19 protein-coding genes are annotated in these 18,141 nt (G+C 71.5%); 11 read left to right on the plus strand and 8 right to left on the minus strand.

The window, feature by feature from the left end; genetic code table 11:
- Positions 1 to 57 precede the first annotated feature (57 nt).
- The 4 genes from ABD987_RS25415 to ABD987_RS25430 all read left to right on the plus strand — a co-directional run bounded on the left by ABD987_RS25415 (position 58) and on the right by ABD987_RS25430 (position 3,375).
- Positions 58 to 1,074 carry a septum formation family protein gene (locus tag ABD987_RS25415; RefSeq protein WP_345398566.1) on the plus strand — a complete coding sequence of 339 codons (1,017 nt, stop codon included), beginning with the start codon at positions 58 to 60 and terminating at the stop codon, positions 1,072 to 1,074.
- Positions 1,075 to 1,080: 6 nt separating this feature from the next.
- Positions 1,081 to 1,431: a metallopeptidase family protein gene (locus ABD987_RS25420; RefSeq protein ID WP_345398569.1), complete on the plus strand. Its 351-nt coding sequence runs from the start codon at positions 1,081 to 1,083 to the stop codon at positions 1,429 to 1,431.
- Positions 1,432 to 1,608: 177 nt separating this feature from the next.
- A complete protein-coding gene (locus ABD987_RS25425; RefSeq protein ID WP_345398572.1) occupies positions 1,609 to 2,880 on the plus strand; it encodes an MFS transporter in 1,272 nt (423 codons plus the stop codon).
- A gap of 57 nt (positions 2,881 to 2,937) precedes the next feature.
- Positions 2,938 to 3,375: a hypothetical protein gene (locus ABD987_RS25430; protein ID WP_345398574.1), complete on the plus strand. Its 438-nt coding sequence runs from the start codon at positions 2,938 to 2,940 to the stop codon at positions 3,373 to 3,375.
- A 2-nt stretch (positions 3,376 to 3,377) separates the two neighbouring features.
- On the opposite strand, the gene ABD987_RS25435 is transcribed toward ABD987_RS25430, so the two are convergent.
- Positions 3,378 to 4,019 carry a DUF4232 domain-containing protein gene (locus ABD987_RS25435; RefSeq protein ID WP_345398577.1) on the minus strand — a complete coding sequence of 214 codons (642 nt, stop codon included), beginning with the start codon at positions 4,017 to 4,019 and terminating at the stop codon, positions 3,378 to 3,380.
- Positions 4,020 to 4,089: 70 nt separating this feature from the next.
- Here ABD987_RS25435 and tenA point away from each other — a divergent pair, with 70 nt between their 5' ends.
- The gene (gene tenA, locus ABD987_RS25440; protein ID WP_345398580.1) at positions 4,090 to 4,806 is read left to right on the plus strand and encodes a thiaminase II; all 717 of its coding nucleotides are present in this window, start codon (positions 4,090 to 4,092) and stop codon (positions 4,804 to 4,806) included.
- Here the strand turns inward: tenA and ABD987_RS25445 are convergent.
- Positions 4,799 to 5,413 (minus strand): histidine phosphatase family protein, encoded by a 615-nt coding sequence (locus ABD987_RS25445; protein WP_345398583.1) that lies wholly within the window; start codon positions 5,411 to 5,413, stop codon positions 4,799 to 4,801. The genes tenA and ABD987_RS25445 overlap by 8 nt on opposite strands.
- Positions 5,410 to 6,318, minus strand: a complete 909-nt coding sequence (gene pheA, locus ABD987_RS25450) for a prephenate dehydratase (protein ID WP_345398586.1) — start codon at positions 6,316 to 6,318, stop codon at positions 5,410 to 5,412. Before pheA ends, ABD987_RS25445 begins: the two co-directional genes overlap by 4 nt.
- Before the next feature lie 156 nt (positions 6,319 to 6,474).
- On the opposite strand from pheA, the gene ABD987_RS25455 reads away from it, so the two are divergent.
- From ABD987_RS25455 to ABD987_RS25465, 3 genes are all read left to right on the plus strand, one after another.
- Positions 6,475 to 7,104, plus strand: coding sequence for a macro domain-containing protein (locus ABD987_RS25455; protein ID WP_345398589.1), 630 nt, complete (start codon positions 6,475 to 6,477; stop codon positions 7,102 to 7,104).
- 118 nt (positions 7,105 to 7,222) lie between these two features.
- On the plus strand, positions 7,223 to 8,155 hold the full coding sequence (gene coaA, locus ABD987_RS25460) for a type I pantothenate kinase (RefSeq protein ID WP_345398592.1): 933 nt from the start codon (positions 7,223 to 7,225) through the stop codon (positions 8,153 to 8,155).
- Between the two features lie 420 nt (positions 8,156 to 8,575).
- Positions 8,576 to 8,746, plus strand: coding sequence for a hypothetical protein (locus ABD987_RS25465; RefSeq protein WP_345398595.1), 171 nt, complete (start codon positions 8,576 to 8,578; stop codon positions 8,744 to 8,746).
- Between the two features lie 55 nt (positions 8,747 to 8,801).
- On the opposite strand, the gene ABD987_RS25470 is transcribed toward ABD987_RS25465, so the two are convergent.
- The 4 genes from ABD987_RS25470 to ABD987_RS25485 all read right to left on the minus strand — a co-directional run bounded on the left by ABD987_RS25470 (position 8,802) and on the right by ABD987_RS25485 (position 12,590).
- On the minus strand, positions 8,802 to 9,218 hold the full coding sequence (locus ABD987_RS25470; protein ID WP_345398598.1) for a type II toxin-antitoxin system VapC family toxin: 417 nt from the start codon (positions 9,216 to 9,218) through the stop codon (positions 8,802 to 8,804).
- Positions 9,215 to 9,508, minus strand: coding sequence for a type II toxin-antitoxin system prevent-host-death family antitoxin (locus ABD987_RS25475; protein WP_345398601.1), 294 nt, complete (start codon positions 9,506 to 9,508; stop codon positions 9,215 to 9,217). The genes ABD987_RS25470 and ABD987_RS25475 overlap by 4 nt, the downstream gene beginning before the upstream one ends.
- Positions 9,509 to 9,635: 127 nt before the next feature.
- Positions 9,636 to 11,189, minus strand: a complete 1,554-nt coding sequence (locus ABD987_RS25480; RefSeq protein ID WP_345398604.1) for a hypothetical protein — start codon at positions 11,187 to 11,189, stop codon at positions 9,636 to 9,638.
- Between the two features lie 72 nt (positions 11,190 to 11,261).
- Positions 11,262 to 12,590: a hypothetical protein gene (locus tag ABD987_RS25485; RefSeq protein WP_345398607.1), complete on the minus strand. Its 1,329-nt coding sequence runs from the start codon at positions 12,588 to 12,590 to the stop codon at positions 11,262 to 11,264.
- Between the two features lie 125 nt (positions 12,591 to 12,715).
- On the opposite strand from ABD987_RS25485, the gene ABD987_RS25490 reads away from it, so the two are divergent.
- Complete coding sequence (locus tag ABD987_RS25490; RefSeq protein ID WP_345398610.1) at positions 12,716 to 13,048, plus strand: nucleotide pyrophosphohydrolase; 333 nt, start codon at positions 12,716 to 12,718, stop codon at positions 13,046 to 13,048.
- Here the strand turns inward: ABD987_RS25490 and ABD987_RS25495 are convergent.
- Positions 13,045 to 14,595 carry a 3'-5' exonuclease gene (locus tag ABD987_RS25495; protein ID WP_345398613.1) on the minus strand — a complete coding sequence of 517 codons (1,551 nt, stop codon included), beginning with the start codon at positions 14,593 to 14,595 and terminating at the stop codon, positions 13,045 to 13,047. The two genes, ABD987_RS25490 and ABD987_RS25495, sit on opposite strands and share 4 nt — an antisense overlap.
- Before the next feature lie 189 nt (positions 14,596 to 14,784).
- On the opposite strand from ABD987_RS25495, the gene ABD987_RS25500 reads away from it, so the two are divergent.
- Positions 14,785 to 15,594, plus strand: coding sequence for an excalibur calcium-binding domain-containing protein (locus ABD987_RS25500; RefSeq protein ID WP_345398616.1), 810 nt, complete (start codon positions 14,785 to 14,787; stop codon positions 15,592 to 15,594).
- Positions 15,595 to 15,777: 183 nt separating this feature from the next.
- Positions 15,778 to 18,135 (plus strand): helicase-associated domain-containing protein, encoded by a 2,358-nt coding sequence (locus tag ABD987_RS25505; protein ID WP_345398619.1) that lies wholly within the window; start codon positions 15,778 to 15,780, stop codon positions 18,133 to 18,135.
- The last annotated feature ends 6 nt before the right edge of the window (positions 18,136 to 18,141 follow it).

Consider the following 18,141-nt stretch of genomic DNA (forward strand, 5'->3'; position numbering starts at 1 on the left):
CCACACTAACCACCCGCCGCGGGCAAGGTGCGCGCGGCGCGGGCATCATGGACGTTGATGTCTCCCGACGCCGAACGGTTCCCAATGCCGGTGAAAGCCCTGCGCACCCGTGTGGTGATGGCCGGGGCGTTCGTCGGTGCCCTCATCGCGCTCGGCCTCAACGTCACGTTTTCCTGGGGTGACGGTACGGGCGGTGGCACCGGCGGCGGCGCGGGCAAGCTCAGCCCGGCCGCGAAGGAAGCGTTCAGCTCACCCCCCGGCAGCTGCCTGACCTGGGACAATCCCGACGCCACCGACGCGCACAAGGTCGACTGCGCGCAGCCGCACCTGTTCGAGGTGACCAGCGTCGTGGACGTCGGCGCCCAGTTCCCGCCCGGCGTGCCCTCGCCCGCGTTGGAGCAGTGGCAGCAGATCGCGCAGACGCGGTGCACCACCGACGTCAAGCCGTACCTCGGACACGCGCTCGATCCCTACGGCAGGCTGACCACGAACCTGCTGCGGCCGACCCCCGCCCAGTGGAACGACGGGGACCGTCAGCTGCGCTGCGGACTGCAGTGGGCGGGCCCCGGCGGCAAGCTGCAGCCGACCACCGGTCCGGCGAAGGACCAGGACCAGTCGGCCGTGTGGGAGCCGGGCACCTGCCTCGCCCTGCTCGGCAAGGGCGTCGGCGACCCGATCGACTGCGCCCAGCCGCACTCGTACGAGATGATCGCGAAGCTGGACCTGAAGTCGAAGTTCACCGACGGCTACCCGTCGCAGGACAAGCAGAAGGCCTGGCTGGACACCGAGTGTGTCAAGGCGGCCGCCACCTACACCGACGGCGCGGACCTGGCCGCGAAGAAGCTCAGCCTCGGCTGGGACCTTCGTGAACAGGAGAGCTGGGACGCCGGGTCGACCAAGGTGAACTGCAAGATCGCCGCGAAGCTGCCCGACAGCTCCGGGCTGCAGGCGGTCACCGGGAGCGTGAAGGGCGGCCCGCCGGGCGACGCGCCCGCGAAGGGCAACGGCGACGGGCCGCCGATGGGTGGCGAGGGCCCGTCCGCGAGCGGCACCGCGCCGAAGCCGAGCCGGTAGGTCACGATGCCGGTCGAGATGACGCGGCACCGCTTCGAGGAGCTGGTGTCCGAGGCGCTGGACGAGGTCCCGCCCGAGTTCGCCGAGGCGATGGACAACGTCGTCGTGCTGGTCGAGGAGTTCAACGAGGAGGAGCCGACGATCCTCGGGCTCTACCACGGCGTCGCGCTCACCGAGCGGACCTCGGACTACGGCGGGGTGCTGCCGGACCGGATCTCGATCTACCGGCGGCCGATCCTCGACATGTGCGAGGACGAGGAGCAAGTCGTCGAGGAGGTGCTGGTCACGGTGATGCACGAGCTGGGGCATCATTTCGGCATCGACGACGCGCGGCTGCACGAGCTGGGCTGGGGCTGACCGGCGGCGGTACCGGATCCACGGTTGGAAGCGGTTACCGGCGGGCATTTCACGGTGTACCGCACAACCGTTCCGCTTTCCTTACTCTTCGTGACAACGCCACCACATCGGGCGACGCCTCTGGCAGACTGTCACGCGTGGCCGGGGGGCGGCCGCGAACGTTGCGGGGGAGGCACGGTGCGTGAGGAACAGGGCGGCACGGGGAATCGCAGACTCTGGTGGCTGCTGTCCTCGACCGGGGCCGGGAACCTGGCCGACGGCATCGCCAAGGTCGCCTTCCCGCTGCTCGCGACCACCCTCACCCACGATCCCGTCCTGATCGCCGGCCTGTCGGCGACCCAGTTCCTGCCGTGGCTGCTGTTCGGCCTGATCGCGGGCGGGCTGGTGGACCGCCTCGACCGCCGCCGCGCGATGATCCTCGCGAACATCGGGCGTGCCGTGGTGATCGGGGCGCTGACGGTGCTGATCGCCGCGGGCGGCATGTCGATCTGGCTGGTCTACGCGGCGGCGTTGCTGATCGGGACCGCGGAAACGGTCGCCGAGAGCGCCGCCAACGCGCTGATCCCGTCGGTGGTGGACGAGCGGTCGCTGGAAAGCGCCAACAGCAAGCTCCAGGCGTGCGAAATCGTCGGCCAAACCTTCCTCGGCGGACCGGTCGGCAGTGCCACGTTCGCGTTGTTCGCGCTGTTCCCCTTCCTGCTGACGTCGGCGGGGTTCGCGCTCGCCGCCGCGCTGCTGGTCGGGCTGGCCGGCAGCTTCCGGCCGAAACCCGTGCGCGAGGCGGGCGAGGACGCGCCGCCGACCCGGCTGCACACCGAACTGCTGGAGGGGCTTCGCTGGCTGAAGGGCCACCCGCTGTTGCTGCGGATGGTCGCCGTCGCCGGGCTGCTCAGCCTGGTCAGCGAGCTGGCGCAGGCCCAGCTCGTGCTCTACGCGCTGGACGATCTGCGGCTGAGCGAGGCGACGTTCGGGCTGTTCGCGTTCGTCGGCGGGATCGGCGGGCTGCTCGGCGCCGCGGCCGCGCCCCGGATGGTGCGGGCCGCGGGCCGTCCGGCGGTGCTGGTGGCCGGGATCGCCTGCTGCGGGGCCGGGTTCGGCGGGATGGGCCTGATCCGGCAGCCGGTGGTGGCCGCGGTGCTGTTCGGGCTGTTCGCGGCCGCGATCGTGGTGGTCAACGTCGTCTTCGCGACCGCGCGCCACACCCTGGTGCCCGGTGCGCTGCTCGGCCGGGTGCTCGGCGTGTGGCGCACCGTCGTCTGGGGTGCCATCCCGCTCGGCGCGTTGCTCGGCGGCGTGCTCACCGAGGCGCTGGGCTCGGCGTCGAAGACCTTCGCGGTCTCCGGGGCCGGGCTGCTGGGCGTCGCCGTGCTCACCTTTTTCGCGTTCCGGCGGTTCTCCCTGGATGACGAATCGGCCTCAGCTGGGCACGCGGTCCACTCCGACCAGTGAAAACGCGCGCCTCAGGTGCTGGAATAGCGCATCACCCGCACCGGTGGGAGGCAGGCGATGCGCACGAGGGAAACCGGGCAGCCCGGCCAAGGGGCCGGGGACGTCCCGTCACGCCGTCCGCTGGTGCTGGCCGCACTCGCCGGGTTCGCCGTGGGCGGCGGCGTGTTCGGCCTGCTCTGGGCGTTGTCGGGGGTCCACGCCGAAGCGCTGCAGGACGCCCGCGACGCGTGTGCCGCGCTCGACCGGGTCGGCGCCATTCCGGACACCACCCGTTCCGGTGCCTCGCGGAGCCTGACGACCATGTCCGCCGGGCAGTTGCACCGGATGACCGCGGCACGCGAGCTGTCCGCGGCCGCCGCCGAGGTCGATCCGGCCTACCAGCCGCTCGCCGACCACATCGACGGTGTCAGCCGGATGGTGTTCAGCCTGCACTTCAACGACCTGTCCGGACAGCGCCACCTCGCGCAGGCCGAGCAGCAGTGCGCCCGGCTCTGAGGTCAGCCCTTGTGGACGGCCTTCACGGTCAGCTGGTTGCCGGGGATCTTCTCGCCGGCGCAGCCGGCGCCCGGTGAGGGCACGAAGTTCGAGGCGGTTTCGCCGGGCAGGTAGACCCGCACCCCGGTGACCTCGGTGGGCTTGCAGACGGCCTCGTCGTAGTTACGGACCTGGACGAACCCGACGTCGGCGGTCGCGCTCTGCCCCTTGGCCAGCGTGACCAGGCCACCGGCGCCCCCGTCCCGCGCGGCGGCCGGGCCGACCTGGTGACCGTCTGCGCCCGCCACGTAGGACACGCCGGGGAAACCCTGGATCGTGCACTCGTGGCCACTGGTGTTGGTGATCACCAGCGGGCGGTACGCCGTGCCCGCGCCGGCGTCGCCCTGGCCGAACGAGAGCTTCACGTCGGCGGCCTTGCAGTGTCCTTCGGCCACCGGCTGCGCCGGGGGACTGCTGGGCTGGGAAGACCCGCTGCTCGGGCTGGTGGACGCCGACGTCGCGGCCGAGGTCGACGGGGTCTCGGAGCTTGGCGTGCTTGCCGCGTTCGACGCCGCCGGCGCGCCCTGCCCGCAGGCGGAAAGCACCAGAACGCCTGCCACACCGGTGATGATCGCGCCGGTACGGATGATCTTGCTGCGTACCATGTCAATCGCCTCCCCTGTGCTGGGTGACTCCTACCGTGAAGACGTGCGGCCGCGGCGCGGGGTTGCGCCCATGGTTACTTTCCACCCGGCGACAGGGGTAAACGTGACGGAATTTTCCGACCATGCGTGGCAGCACACCGCGAACCTACAACAAGCGATCTTGACTCACCCGTTCAACGAGGAGCTGGCCGCGGGCACGCTGGCCGTGGACCGGTTCCAGTTCTATCTCGCGCAGGACTCGCGTTACCTGATCGGGTTCGGCCGCGCGCTGGCCGTCGCCGCGGCCAGGGCACCGGAGCCGGCGGACGTGGCGTTCTTCGCGGGCGCCGCGCGGGAGGCCGTGGTCGTCGAGCGGGCGCTGCACGAGGGGTACTTCACCCGGTTCGGGCTCGGCGAGGACGATCTCGCGGCGATCGAAACCTCGCCGACCTGCCTCGCCTACACCTCGTTCCTGCTCGCCACGGCCCAGTCGGCGGGCTACCCGGAACTGCTGGCGGCGCTGCTGCCCTGTTTCTGGATCTACCAGCACGTCGGCTCGGACATCCTGGGGCGCCTGCCGGACGGGGCGGACAACCCGTACCGGGCGTGGATCGACACCTACGCCGACGAGGACTTCGAGACCGCGGTGCGCACCTGCCGCGAAGCGGTGGATCGCGCGGCGGCCTCGGCCGACGAGGCGACCCGTGCCCGGATGCTCGCCGCGTTCACCCGCGCGTGCGAGTACGAATGGCTGTTCTGGGACAGCGCCTACCGGCGGGAGCCGTGGCCCACCGCCGCGTTCAGATGACCGTGTCCACCCAGGTCCGGCACCGCCAGCCGGACGGCACGGCTTCGAGTTCGACGATGCCGGTGTTGGGGATGAGCGCGCTGTTGGCGACCTCGGGCCGGACGTTCGAAGCGAGCCATTCGGCACAGACCCGGATCGCGCCACCGTGGCTGACCAGCACGACGGTGCCGTCGGGGTCGGTCCGTTCGTGCGCCGCCCGCAGCGTCGCGACCGCGCCGAGGAACCGGGCGCGGACCTGTTCGCCGGTCTCCCCGCCGGGGATCGCGGGGGTCAGGTCGCCCTGGATCCACTGACCGACGGTCTTCAGGTAGATCCCGATGGACTCCTGGTCGGTGCGGTTCTCCAGGTCACCGGCGTCGATCTCCTTGACGCCCTCGACGACCCGGACGTCGAGGCCGAGCACGGCGGCGAGCGGCGCCGCGGTCTGCTGCGCGCGGACGGCCTGCGAGGCGTAGACCGCGACGATCGGCTCGTCTGCCAGCCGGATGGCGAGGCTGCGCGCCTGTTCCCGGCCGAGTTCGGTGAGCGGCGGGCCGGGCAGCGCGGTGTCGAGCGCGCCCCGGATGTTGCCCTCGGTCTGGCCGTGCCGGACGAGCAGGAGCCTCATGCGAGGTCCCCCTTCCGGACGGCGTCGACCCAGGCCGTCGCGTCGAGGAAGCTGTCGTTGTCGGCGCCGGGCTCGATCGTGGACCGGATGCCGTCGGCGCGCGGGTGCGAGCCGAGGAAGCGCAGGTTGCGGCAGCGGCGGCGCAGCGCGGCGAGCGCGTCGATGATCCGCGGCTCGGCGACGTGCCCTTCGAAGTCGATGAAGAACCGGTACTCGCCGAAGTTGTCGCGGGTGGGGCGGGCGTCGAGCCGGGTGAGGTTGATCCCGCGCGAGGCCAGCTCGGTGAGCAGTTCCGCGAGGGTGCCGGTCCGGTTCACCGCGGCCGCCACGATCGAGGTGCGGTCGGCGCCGGTGGGTTCGGGCAGCTCGCCCGGTTTGCGGACCAGGAGGAAGCGGGTCCGCGCGTCGGACACGTCGGCGACGCCGGTGGCGACGACTTCGAGCGGGTAGTGCTCGACCGCGACCGGGGCGGTCACGGCGGCGTCGAAGTCGCCCGCGTGCACGCCGACCGCGGCGGCCGCCGTCGACGAGGACGCGACCGGGGTGGCGCCGGGCAGGTTCGCCTCCAGCCAGTCCCTGACCTGTGCGAGCGCGTGCGGGTGACTGGCCACCGTCCGGATCTCCGTGGTGCCCGGCCGTTTCAGCACGCTGAAGTGCACGGGGAGGATCGCCTCGGCGACGGCGACCAGCGGGTCGGCGTCGCTCAGGCCGTCGAGGGTCGCGGTGACCGCGCCCTCCACCGAGTTCTCCACCGGGACGCAGGCGGCGTCGGCCTCGCCGTGGCGGACCGCGGTGAGCGCCAGCCGGATGGTTTCGGCCGGTACGAGTTCGTCGCCGGCGGCGAGCACCCGCGCGGCCTGTTCGGTGAACGTGCCCTGAGGGCCGAAATACGCGATCCTTGCCACGCCGCCAGGCTACGCAGTACCCGGAAGCACTTCGTCGCAGCCACGTCGTCCGGTCACCGCGATGTCTCCCGGACGTCACCGGAGTGGCCACTTTCACTCGGACAGCCGGTATGCAAACCGGTTACGCCGGGTGGCGTTTTTTGCCATGCTAGGCGGGTGACCGCCGACTCAGGCACCCACACCGGCCGCGAGGGCATCGGTCCTCCGGCTTCCTCACGCACCCCGGAACTGGTGCTGTGCGCCGTCGACGAACCCCTCGCCACCGCCTGGACCACCGCGGCGGAAGCCGTCGACGGGACGGTCCGGGTGCATCGCGGGTCGGTGCTCGACGTGCTCGCCCAGGCCGTGGTCAGCCCCGCGAACTCCTACGGCTGGATGCGCGGCGGGATCGACGCCGTCTACGCCAGGGCGTTCCCCGGGGTCGAGCAGAGCGTCCGCAGTGCCGTGCTGGCCTTCCACGGCGGGGAACTGCCGATCGGGGAGGCCGTCGTCGTCCCCACCGGGGAAGCCGCCCCGGCGTGGCTGATCAGCGCGCCGACGATGCGGGAACCCGGCGAGCACCTCCCCGCGGACACCGTGCACCCCTATCTCGCGGCGCGGGCGGTGTTCCAGCAGTGGCGGGACGGCCGGGTCGACCAGGGCAGGCTGTGTGATCTCGTGGACACGATCGCGATGCCGGGGCTTGGTACCGGTGTCGGCGGCGTCGAACCCGCCTCGTGTGCCCGGCAGGTCGCGGCCGCCTGGGACGAGGTTTTCGGTACCCGGCAGGTCCCCTCGGCGCGCTGACCGCGTCTCGACGCCACAAGCGGCGTGCACCACATCACAGCGCGTTCACGCGCGGTAAGCCCTACCGTTGATAGCGCGTTATTTCGGCGCCAGCGCAGGCGACGGCCGAGGAGTGTGCATGTCACGGGTCCGCGAGCTCAGCCCTTACGTGGAGCTTCACCGGGAACAGTGGCGAGAGCTGCGGAGCTCGACCCCGTTGCCCCTGACCGCCGACGAGCTCGTCAAGCTGCGCGGCCTCGGGGAGCAGGTCGATCTGGCCGAGGTGGCCGAGGTGTACCTGCCGCTGTCCCGGCTGATCAACCTCCAGGTCGCCGCCCGGCAACGGCTGTACGAGGCCACCACGACGTTCCTCGGCGAGGACTGCCGCAGCACCAAGGCCCCCTACGTGATCGGGATCGCCGGGAGCGTCGCCGTCGGCAAGTCCACGACCGCCCGCATCCTGCGTACCCTGCTCGCCCGCTGGCCGGATCACCCGCGCGTGGACCTCGTCACCACCGACGGTTTCCTCTACCCGCGCGCCGAGCTCATGCGCCGCGGGATCATGCACCGCAAGGGTTTCCCGGAAAGCTACGACCGGCGAGCCCTGCTGCGCTTCGTCACCGAGGTCAAGTCCGGGGCCGAACGGGTCAGCGCCCCGGTGTACTCCCACCTCGCCTACGACATCCTCCCCGACCGCGAACAGGTCGTGCAGCAGCCGGACATTCTCATCCTCGAGGGCCTGAACGTCCTGCAGCCCGGCCCCCGGCTCACCGTTTCGGACCTCTTCGACTTCTCGATCTACGTCGACGCGCACATCGACGACATCGAGCACTGGTACGTCGAACGCTTCCTCAAGCTGCGCCACACCGCGTTCGCCGACCCGGCCTCGCACTTCCACCACTTCGCCGGTCTCCCCGACGACGAGGCCCGCGCCGAGGCACGCCACCTCTGGCGCACCATCAACGAACCCAACCTGATGGAGAACATCAAGCCCACCCGGCCCCGCGCGACCCTCGTCCTCCGCAAGGACGCCGACCACACCATCAACCGCGTCCGGCTCCGCAAACTCTGACCCCCGCCCCGCCCCCCACCCCTCCCTCGCCCTCCAGTCCTTCCCCCCGCACTGGCGCGTTCCGCAGCCCCGCGCCCGCTCCTGCGGGGCACGAGCCGACAGGGCGCGCCCCTACGCAGAGGCGCGTCGCCGTCGGGCGTACCACGCGGGCCGGGCAAGCCGGAGTGCACGCGCCCGGCTTTCGGCGGACCGCCCCGTTACTCCGGTGACCGGCGGGGTCACCCGGCTGCACGAATGTTCGCACCGTGGGCGAACGCACGGGCACCATCCGTCGCCCTTCCCCGACGTTCCGGCGTTTTCTCGGCCGATCGGCCGAGAAAGCCACCTTGACCTGTAACCGGTTGGCCGATACCGGCAGGTCGCCGGGGCGGCGACTCTGAAAGGGAGCAGAAACGACCCTGAGCTGGAGGGAGGCCGACGATGTTCTCGATCATCGTGACCTGGGTCGGCGCGGTTCTGGGACTCACCCTGCTGGTCGCCATGGCGGCCGGCGCCTTCGTCGTCGACTTCGACGACGCACTCCGCGACCGGCATCGGAAGGCACCCGACGTCAGCGACAACACCGGCACCCGCGCGGCCCCGCTGACCTGAGCCACAGCCACGCGCCCTACCCCTTGCTCCACCTCACCTGTTCCACCTCCCATGGTCAGCTGAACGGATTGAGCACCCGTACGCCGGTACCCGCCACATCCGCCACATTGCGCGTCACGAGCGTCAGCCGGTGCACGCGCGCGGTGGCCGCGAGAAGCCCGTCGATCGCCGGTACTCGTCGCGGCGCCGCCTGGCGCCCCCACTCGGTCGCGATCTCCGCCGTGACGGCGAGAATCCGGTCGGCGAACTGACGGCCGAGTCCGTCCAGCCACGTCCCCAGCGCCTCGGCCCGTTCGTGGTCCGCACCGCCCCGCTGCCTCAGCTTGTGAATCCCCCTCTCGATCTCGCCGATCGTCAGCACGCTCAGATAGAGCCCGCTCGACGGCACGCTTCCCCACCACTGGGCGAACCCCGGGTTCCACGTTCGCCGCCTGGCCTCGGACACGATGTTCGTGTCGAGGAGAAAACTCACTCCCCCACCTCCAGTGCCACCTCTCGCGGCAGTTCCTCCGCCCGTTCCGCCGCCACCTCCTCCAGCACGTCCGCCAATGCCTCCCCTTCCACCGCGTGGTGAGGTGCCAGTGCGAGCTTGAAGTCCACGCCACGCTCAGCTCCGGTGAGCTCACGGAAAAACCTGACATCGATCACCACGGCCACCTCCTCCCCGTGCTTGGTGACGAACTGAGGACCCTCCTCAGCCCTGCGCAACAGTTCACTGAGTCGTTGTTTCGCGTCCTGGACCTGCCACCTGTCACCCTGCATCTAGACAGACTAGACAGAGTTGAAGGGGAAGACAAGAAAGGTCGGGCTCCGCGACCGCGGAGCCCGACCCCTGTTCGTCGGCTTTCTGGAAAGAATTCCCTGGTCAGCGCCTTGTTGGGCGGCTGGGTCAGTTCACCTGATCGAGTGCCTTGCGGTAGCCGTCGACGTCGTAGTCCAGGCGGTCCGGCCCGGTCTCCTGCAGCTGACCCGCCAGCACGTCCACCAGCTGGTCGAGGATCTCCTCGCGTTCCAGACCGTTCTCCCGCAGCCTGCTCGCCGCCGCCCACGCCTCCGGCGGCTCGTTCTCCCACAGCTGGTCGACGAGCGCGGTCTTGAGTTCGAGGCGCACCCGGGGCGCGCCGTCGAAGGTGTCCGAAGCGAGCGACTCGTGGTACTCCGGGTGTTCCCCGATCACCAGCAGCCGCCGCTGCTCCGGATCCGTCGGCTCCAGATCGACCTCCTCGTCGCCGATCACGGTCGACAGGGACGGGACCGCGAACATCCGCCGGTCGAGCGCCTCGGCCAGCTCGGCCGGGTCCTCCAGTTCCTCGGAACCGTCCAGATAGGCATCGAGCGCGGAGTCGTCGGTCGCGTACTCGTCGAGATACTCCGTCACGGCGTCGACCAGCGTGACCACCGCCTGCTCACCGAGCCCGGCCCGCGCCGCGGCCCACGTCGTCCAGGCCAGCAGCACCGGAGCGAGCGCGTCCTGGTGGTCCGGGTCGAGCTCGAACTCCCCGTCCAGCACCAGTTCGAGGAACCGCGCGAGCTTCTCGGGGCCGACCCGCAACGGCGCCGACGGCTCGGCCGCGCACCCGTGGTCGACCAGCAGCCGAGCCAATGCCCGCGCGGCGCCGGTGTCTTCGATCCCGCTCTGCGCGACGAACTCCTCGACCACCGCCTCGCGCGTCTCCTCGGCCCATTCGGGCGTCTCCGGCGCCGGCGCGGGATCGGGCAGCGAACGGCACCAGGTCAGCGCGATGGCGTGGAAGCGGGCGTAGTCCTCGCTGACGTCCGGTTCCTCCAGCACGTCGGTCGCGGCGAGACCGTCCGCGAGCAACCGGTGCGCCTCGGCGGGCTCGACCTGGGACAGCAACACGAGCTCGGGCTCCGTCGTGGCCTGCTCGCGCATCTCCGCCAGCACCTCCCGGGGCTCGTCGATGACCACGAGGTCCCGGACCCGGCCGCCGTCGGCGAAGTCGAGCAGCGCCAGCAGGCCGTGCTCCAGTTCACCGCGCGAGAACACACACAGCAGCGACGCCTCGTCGCCGTAGACATCGCCGGTACGCCAGCATTCGCCGACCTTCACCTCGCCCACCGCGGCCGCCCACTCCGGCTCCGGGATGCCCCGCCCCAGCACGACCGCGAGCGCCTCGGCCGCCGCGTCGCGTTCCTCGGGCGTCTCCGCCACGCCTCGCAACGCCGCCAGCAGCGCGGCCGCCCCCGGGGTGATCTTGCGCTGGGCGAACGCGATCAGTTCGAACCCGAGCGGCTCCTGGTCCTCCTCCAGCGGCAGATCCCACCACTGCCCGAGCACCTCCGACGCGAGCAGTTCCACGTCGAACGCGCCGGGGTCGGCGCCGAGCGCCGAGAAGTCCCGGAGGACGTCCTTGAACACCCCGTTCAGGCTGGGCGCTGTGGGCTGGGCAGCGATCTTGCGGGCACGACTCACCGGGCTCATGGCGGACATGTTTGCACCGCCCCGCCCGGCCGCCGTCCTCGGGCGCCGTTCGTGACCGCGACAGGACCCGTTTCAGCTGGTCGCGGGCTGAGCGGCGCGCGGCTTCGGCAGCGCGATCCGCGCGGCCCGCACTTCCGCGATCAACCGCGTCTTGCGCCGATGCGTCTCCACGAGCTCACCGAGGTACTCCGTGAACTCGTCGGTGCTGCCCGCGCGCCGATGCAACGTACGCAGCTTTCGCAGCCGAAGGGCGGCCTCGCGATAGGACTGCGGGTCCCTGCGCTCGATCAGCTCCCCGATCCGCGCCCGATACGCCGGGATCGCGTCCGCCGGATGCTCGGCGGACCGCAGTTCGGCCAGCTCGAAACGAAGCCCTGGCGACGCGCCGAAGCGGACGCAGGCATGCCAGGCCTCGTCCACCCGCCCCTCGGCGAGCAGGACGTGCGCGAACTCGTCCGCTCCCTGCTCCCCCGCACGGGCGAGCTCCCGAAGGCGGGCCGACGCGGCACGCTGGTGCGCCGCCCACCGGCCCGCGGCCACCGCGGCGGTGCGCAGCGCCGCATAGGTGTGCCGGTTCGGATCGGCGTCGAACTCCTTGCGACGCAAGGAAACCGTCTCGTCCTCCGGCTCGGGTTCCGGTTCCGGCTTGTCCAGGGCGAGCGCTCTGGCCGCGTGCGCGATGGCCTCGCCGTGCCTGCCCGCGGCGCGCAGGACCCGCACGATCTTGAGGCTGGTCTCGACCCTCGGCGGTTTCGCGGACAGCAGCGCGACCAGCCCGTCGACGTCGCCACGCACCTCGGCCAGTTCCTCCCGCAACCGCTCGGCGACGTCCCGGCGCCGCCCGGCCCCGCCGTCCGCGAGCTGTTCGTCCACAGTGGACTTGATGCGGAGAAGTCCCTTTTCCCCCAACGCGGAGGCGAAGTCGGCGAGTTCGATCGTCGGCCCGCCCTGCCCGGCGAACACGGCCTCGAGAATCCAGTCGGCCAGCCGTTCGGGGTCCGGCGGCCGGGCGGCGCACGCCCGCGCGTACAGCTCGACCGCGCGGTCGAGCCGGTCGGCGAGTTCGCCGGAGTGGTCCCCGGACCGCTGGAGGGTCTCCCCGATGTCGTCCACCGTGCGCCGGGCCAGCGGTGCGAGATCGGCACTGCTCCCGGCGTCGAGAAGGCGTTGCAGAGTGTCGAGCACCGCGCCGATCTTGGCGCCGTAGTCGACGTTGCCACCGCCGACCGCGGTGTCGAGCAGGCGGTGCGCCTCGGCGACGTCACTCCCCTGAGTGACCGCCCGCAGTTCGAGTGAATGCCGTAACTCAGGGTCACGATCGGCCTGCCCGCACAGCAGCTCGACCAGCGTCTCCGCGTCCAAAGTACGCAGGTAGGCACGCAGATCCGCCGGGGAGTTCACGCGCCTCAGTCTGCCTTACCCGATCGCGCGGACGTGTGCGCCAACCGCGTACTCTTCTTGGAGTAACGCGGATACGCCGGGTGACCGCCTCACCGGCCGCCTTCCCGGGGTGATAGGCAGGTGCGGTGACCCTCGAAGACCTGACCCAGCGCCTGCGAGACTTCGCCGCCGCCCGCGCCTGGGAGCCGTTCCACACGCCGAAGAACCTGACCATGGCGCTGTCCGGCGAGGTGGGTGAACTGATCTCGCTGTTCCAGTGGCTCACCCCCGAGGAAGCGACGGACTGGCGCTCGGATCCGGAGCTGGAGGCGAACGTCCTCGACGAGATCGCCGACGTCACGCTCTACCTCGTCCAGCTCGCCAACAGCCTCGGCATCGACCTGCTCGCCGCCGCGAACGCCAAGATCGACCGCAACGAAATCCGTTTCCCGCCGCCGAAAACCGTCGGTGAGGACTAGGCGGCGCCCCTTCCCTCCTCGGCCACCCACCAGCCGCCGAGGAACAGTCCGACGCCGATCAGGCCCACGATCAGCCCACCGGCGAAACCGGACCCGGCGAACAGCGCGACGACCGTCACGAACATGAGAACCAGCCCCACCGCCAGCAGGCACCGGCCACCGACCAGCAGCCCCTGCCGATAAGGGCGGGACACGCCGTCCGGCACGGGTTCGGGCCGGACGGACGGACGCGGCACCGGCTGGGGCGCGGGCGTCCGCGGCGCGGCAGCCGGGCTCGGCGCGGCAGCCGGGCGTGGTGTGGCAGCCGGGCTCGGCGTAGCGACCAGGCTCGGCGTAGCGGGCTCCAGGCCGAGCGCCGCCGGGGCGGCCGTCAGCTCCATGACCTCGGCACCCAGCTCCCGGGCGCGAGCCAGCCGCGATTCCTCACCCCGCGCACCGGCGTCGTACGCGACATGGGTGACCGTCGCCGTCAGCCGCTGGGCGAGCTGGACGCCCTCGGCGAGCACCGCCGCACGCAGCCGATCGGCGTCGGCGGAAGCACCGATCACCAGGACGCGCGCGGGCCTGCCCCCGGCACCGGTGAGGCGCAGGCCCTCGACCACCTCCGGCACTCCCAGCGCTTCGGCGATCTGTCCCAGCGCCCGCTGCTCGGCGCCGGTGACCACGCCGTCGCCCTCGGCCACCGCGCGCAGTGCGCTCACGAACGCGGTGTGCGTGCGCTGTACGTCCACTTCGGACAGACCGGCCTCGGCGGCCAGCGCCGCGAGCGCCCGTACCTCCTCCGGCGACAGGTACTCGTCCGCGACGGCCTCGGCGAGCAGGTCCAGGTAGGCCCGGTCGGCGGTGTCGTCGGCCGGGCCGGTCGCCACGCGCTCGACGACGTTCGCCATCCAGCCGGGCTCCGGTGCCCCGGCCTCGGCCCGGCGCACCGGTGAACGCCGCGCGCCGAAACGAGGCAGTTCCGGGAACTCCGGCGGGCTAGCGAGCAGCAGGCCGTGCGTGGCGATCAAGGTCGTCAGTACCCGCCCGGTCACATGGGCCCGGCTCGCGGCGAGGTGCGCGGGAAACGCGTCGATCCCCAGCGCCCCGGCGACCGTGCCGAGCCGGTAGTTGGGCAGGCGCACCGTCCGCCGTACGGCGTCCATCACGCAGATCCCGGGCAGCCCCGTCGGGAGGACACCGGCCCTGGCCAGCTCCGCCTCGAGGAACGCCTGGACGAGCGGGAGGTCGTGCGCGACGACCACACTGCCGCGGCACAGGTCGAGCAGCGGCCCGAGCACGTCACCGAAGCCCGGGGCGCCGTCGAGCTCCGCGCGGGTGATCCGGTGGGCGGCCGTCCACCCCGGTGACACACCGTGCCCGGGATCGACCAGGGTCGAGAACTCGCTCAGCACCGCGCCGTCCCGGCCGATCCGGACGGCGCCGACCTCGACGACCCGCCCCGGACGCAGGCCGGTGACGCCGAGTTCGAGCACGGTGAAATCGGACGCACGCGCCGGGAAACGACCATCGCGGCCGAGGATCAGCGGTTCGAACAGTGCGGACATACCAAGCACCTTCTCCTCAAACGACTCTCCGGACTATCGACCGCGTGATCACCGCGTCACCGCTTTTCCCGTCAATTCCCGATCCGTGACAAAACCGTGACGCCCGGGGAATCTTCCCGTTCGGCGCGTAACGCCGATCGGTGCGAACACGAAAGCACCGGCAGACGGAACGAGGAACGAGGTCCGCCAATGCACCCCACCTCCCCTGGCCGAACGCGCCCGAAAAAACGGATTCCGAAGTGGATCGGTGTCACGCTTGGCGTTTTCCTGGTCCTGTTCATCCTCGGCGCCATTTTCGGCAAGACTCCGGAGCAGACACCGACCCTCGCGGCCGCCCCGGCCCCGGCCCCGACCGTGACCACCGCGCCGCCCGCCCCGGTCACCTACACGGTCACTTCGGCGCTCGACACCGCGACGCTGGCGGTCACCGGCAGCGACGGAACCCAGCAGACCCTGCGCGTACTGGGGCTCGTGGCACCGGTGACGGGTACCGGCTGCTACTCGGGTGAAACCCTGGCCTGGACGAAGAACCTGCTGGTCGGCAAGGTCGTCAAGCTCGGCACGCAGACCGCGCGCGGCGTCGCGCTCACCCTCGCCGACGGGACGGACTACGCCACCGCGGCCCTCAAAGGCGGGTACGCCAAGTACGCCACCGACGCGGCGCTGGCCCCGTTGGAAGCCGCCGAGAAGGCCGCGCACCAGGCGGGCAGCGGCCTGTGGGGACCGCCGTGCAACGGCGTGATCGACGCGCCGGCGCCCGTCGCGACGCCCACGCCACAGCCCGCGCCGAAGACCGAACCGGCGCCGAGTACCCAAGCGGCCCCGCCCCGACCGGAAACGACGGAACAGCCCGCCCCCGCACCGAAGCCGGACCCCGGCGTCTACTACAAGAACTGCGCGGCGGCGAAGGCGGCGGGCGCCGCGCCGTTACACCTCGGTGAGCCAGGCTATCGACCGGCGCTCGACGCCGACCACGACGGCGTCGCCTGCGAACGCTGACCGAATTCGTGCCCGGCCGTTCTTTTCCGGATCGTTGATCAGTGCGTGAATCGGCATCCGGAAACCGCGAAAACGACCACTGAATCCGGGGCGTCCCGCCAATTTCTCGCACACATGACCGAGGCCGGGAACGCCACCACCCCGTGCCGTCCTGCCCGGCCGCCCGCCCACTAGCCTCGGGGCATGCGTGTAAGCGGCACCGAAGACCTGCTCGACTGGCTCGCGGGGCTGGACGAGAAGCAGCTGGCAACCGTACTGCAGCACCGGCCGGACACTCTGCTGCCACCGTGGCCCCGCCGGCTCGACGTGCTCGCCGCGAGGCTGCTGTCGAGTTCGTCGCTGTCGGACGCCATCGGGCCGCTGCCCACCCCGTATGTCCAGGTGCTGCACGCCGTTCAGCTGTGTTTCGCGCTCGGCCACGACCCCGCGCCCATCAAGGAGGTCGCCCGGTGGCTCGGCACGAACCCCGCGACCGTCGAGTCCATTGTGGATGGGCTGCGGGACAGGGCGCTGGCCTGGCGCGAGGACGAAGGCGTGGTGCTCCCCGAAGTCCTGCACGCCGAGGGCTACGGACAGTACGGGCTCGGCCGGTCCATGGCCGACATGCTCCAGAACCTGGGCAACCCGGATCTCCGGCGGCTCAGTGGCACGCTGGGTCTTCCGCAGACCGGGACGAAACGCGAACTCCTGGAGAACCTGGTCGCGTTCTACCGCGACGGCGACCGGATCCGGGAACTGGTCGCCACCGCGCCCGCGAAGGCACGGGCCACGCTCGCCGAGATCGCCGCCAACGGTCCCGACGCGGAGGACCTGAGCATCGACGGCCTGACCCCGGTCTCGGCCATGACCTGGGCTTTCGAGCGCGCGCTGCTGTTCAGCACCTACGTCGGCACCGGCTACATGGCCCTCGAAGTCTCGCTCGCGTTGCGTGGACCGGACTATCACCTGCCGTTCGCCCCGGACAAGCCCGAACTCCCCACCAGCCCGGGCGACGCCGAACACACCGACACGCTGGCGTCGGCGGCGACGTTGCGGCTGCTCGACCGGGCCACCGCCACCCTCGACGCGGCCGCCGCGGAACCGTTGCCCCTGCTCAAGGACGGCAACGTCGGTGCCAGGCTGATCAAAAAGCTCGCCAAGGACACCGGCGCTTCGGTCCCCGAAATCGAGCTCGCGCTGGATCTGCTCCTCGAAACACGGCTGCTGGTGGCCGAGGAGACCGGCCCGGCTCCCTCCGGTCGCGGCCGCAAGGCACCGCCCCGGCCACTGGGACTGGTCCCGAACGACGAGTTCGCCAGGCCGGAGCAGGCCGAGCTGGCCTTCCTGCTGCTCACGGCCTGGTGGTCCCCGGCCCCGGCCGCTTATGAGCACGACGCCACGGACGTGGCGGCCGGCTACCGCCAGCTGGCCGTCCGGTTGCTCGCCGAACTCGAGCCCGGGACCGCGATCGCCGACCAGGCCGCGTTCGTCCGGCTGGCCGAGTGGCGCGCGCCGATGCTGGACGAGGAGGAGCTGGACGAGAACCTTCAAGCGGTCTTTGCGGAAGGCGAGTTGCTCGGCGTCTTCGCGTCGGGGGCGTTGTCCACGGTCGGGCGAGCGCTCGACCACGTCCAGACCGACGAGGAGCAGCTGCGGCGCGCCGTCGAAGCGCTCGTGTCCCGTGCGCGCACGACCGCGTTGTTCGGCACCGACCTGACCGCGATCGTGCCCGGCTCGCCCGGCACCCGGCTCACCGCCCTGCTCGACCGCGTCGCCGACCGGGAGGCACAGGGCACCGCGACCAGCTGGCGCTTCACGCCCGCGACCGTCCGGCGCGCGTTCGACCAGGGCGCCACGGCCGAAACCCTGCTCGACGAGCTGGGTTCGATCGCGCAGGGCGAACTCCCGCAGCCGCTGATCTACCTCGTCAACGACGTCGCGAGGCGGCACGGCGAGGTCCGCGTGACGGAGGTCGCGAGCGTCGTCATCGGCCAGGACCCGGCCACGCTCGCCGAGATCGCCGCGCACCGGAAACTGGCGAAACTCGGCCTGCGCGCGGTCGCCCCGACCGTGCTGACGTCCACAATGGACGCCGCGAGCACGCTGGCGGCCCTGCGCGAAGCGGGCTACGCGCCGACACACCACGAAGCCGACGGGAGCGTCATCCTCCCCGCCACCGCGCAGCAGCCACGTCCGGCTCCGGCGGCGGTGGCATCCACGCCCGCCAGAACCGTCACCCCGCCCCCGGCCGAGGATCCGGTCAGCCACGCGAGCCGGCTGCTCGCCGCGCCGCGATCGGCGCCCCCGTTGGCCCGCGGCCGGCTGGCCAAGGCGTTCAGCGACCACCGTGGCGGCCGTCTCACCCCGGAGCAGCAGCGCGTGTGCTGGCAGCTGGAGGCCGGGCAGCCGGTCCCCGTGCGCTATCGGGAGGAGAACGGCGAAACGTCCTCCCTGCTCATCCACGCCCCGGAGCTGGACGGCGACGTCCTCGACGCCTGGTGCGTGCACGAGCACGAGTACCGCCGCCTCGCACTGGACCGGCTCGAACCGGGCATGTCGTAGCCTCGG

It is taken from the genome of Amycolatopsis samaneae, from assembly GCF_039541975.1.
GTDB classification, from domain to species: Bacteria; Actinomycetota; Actinomycetes; order Mycobacteriales; family Pseudonocardiaceae; genus Amycolatopsis; species Amycolatopsis samaneae.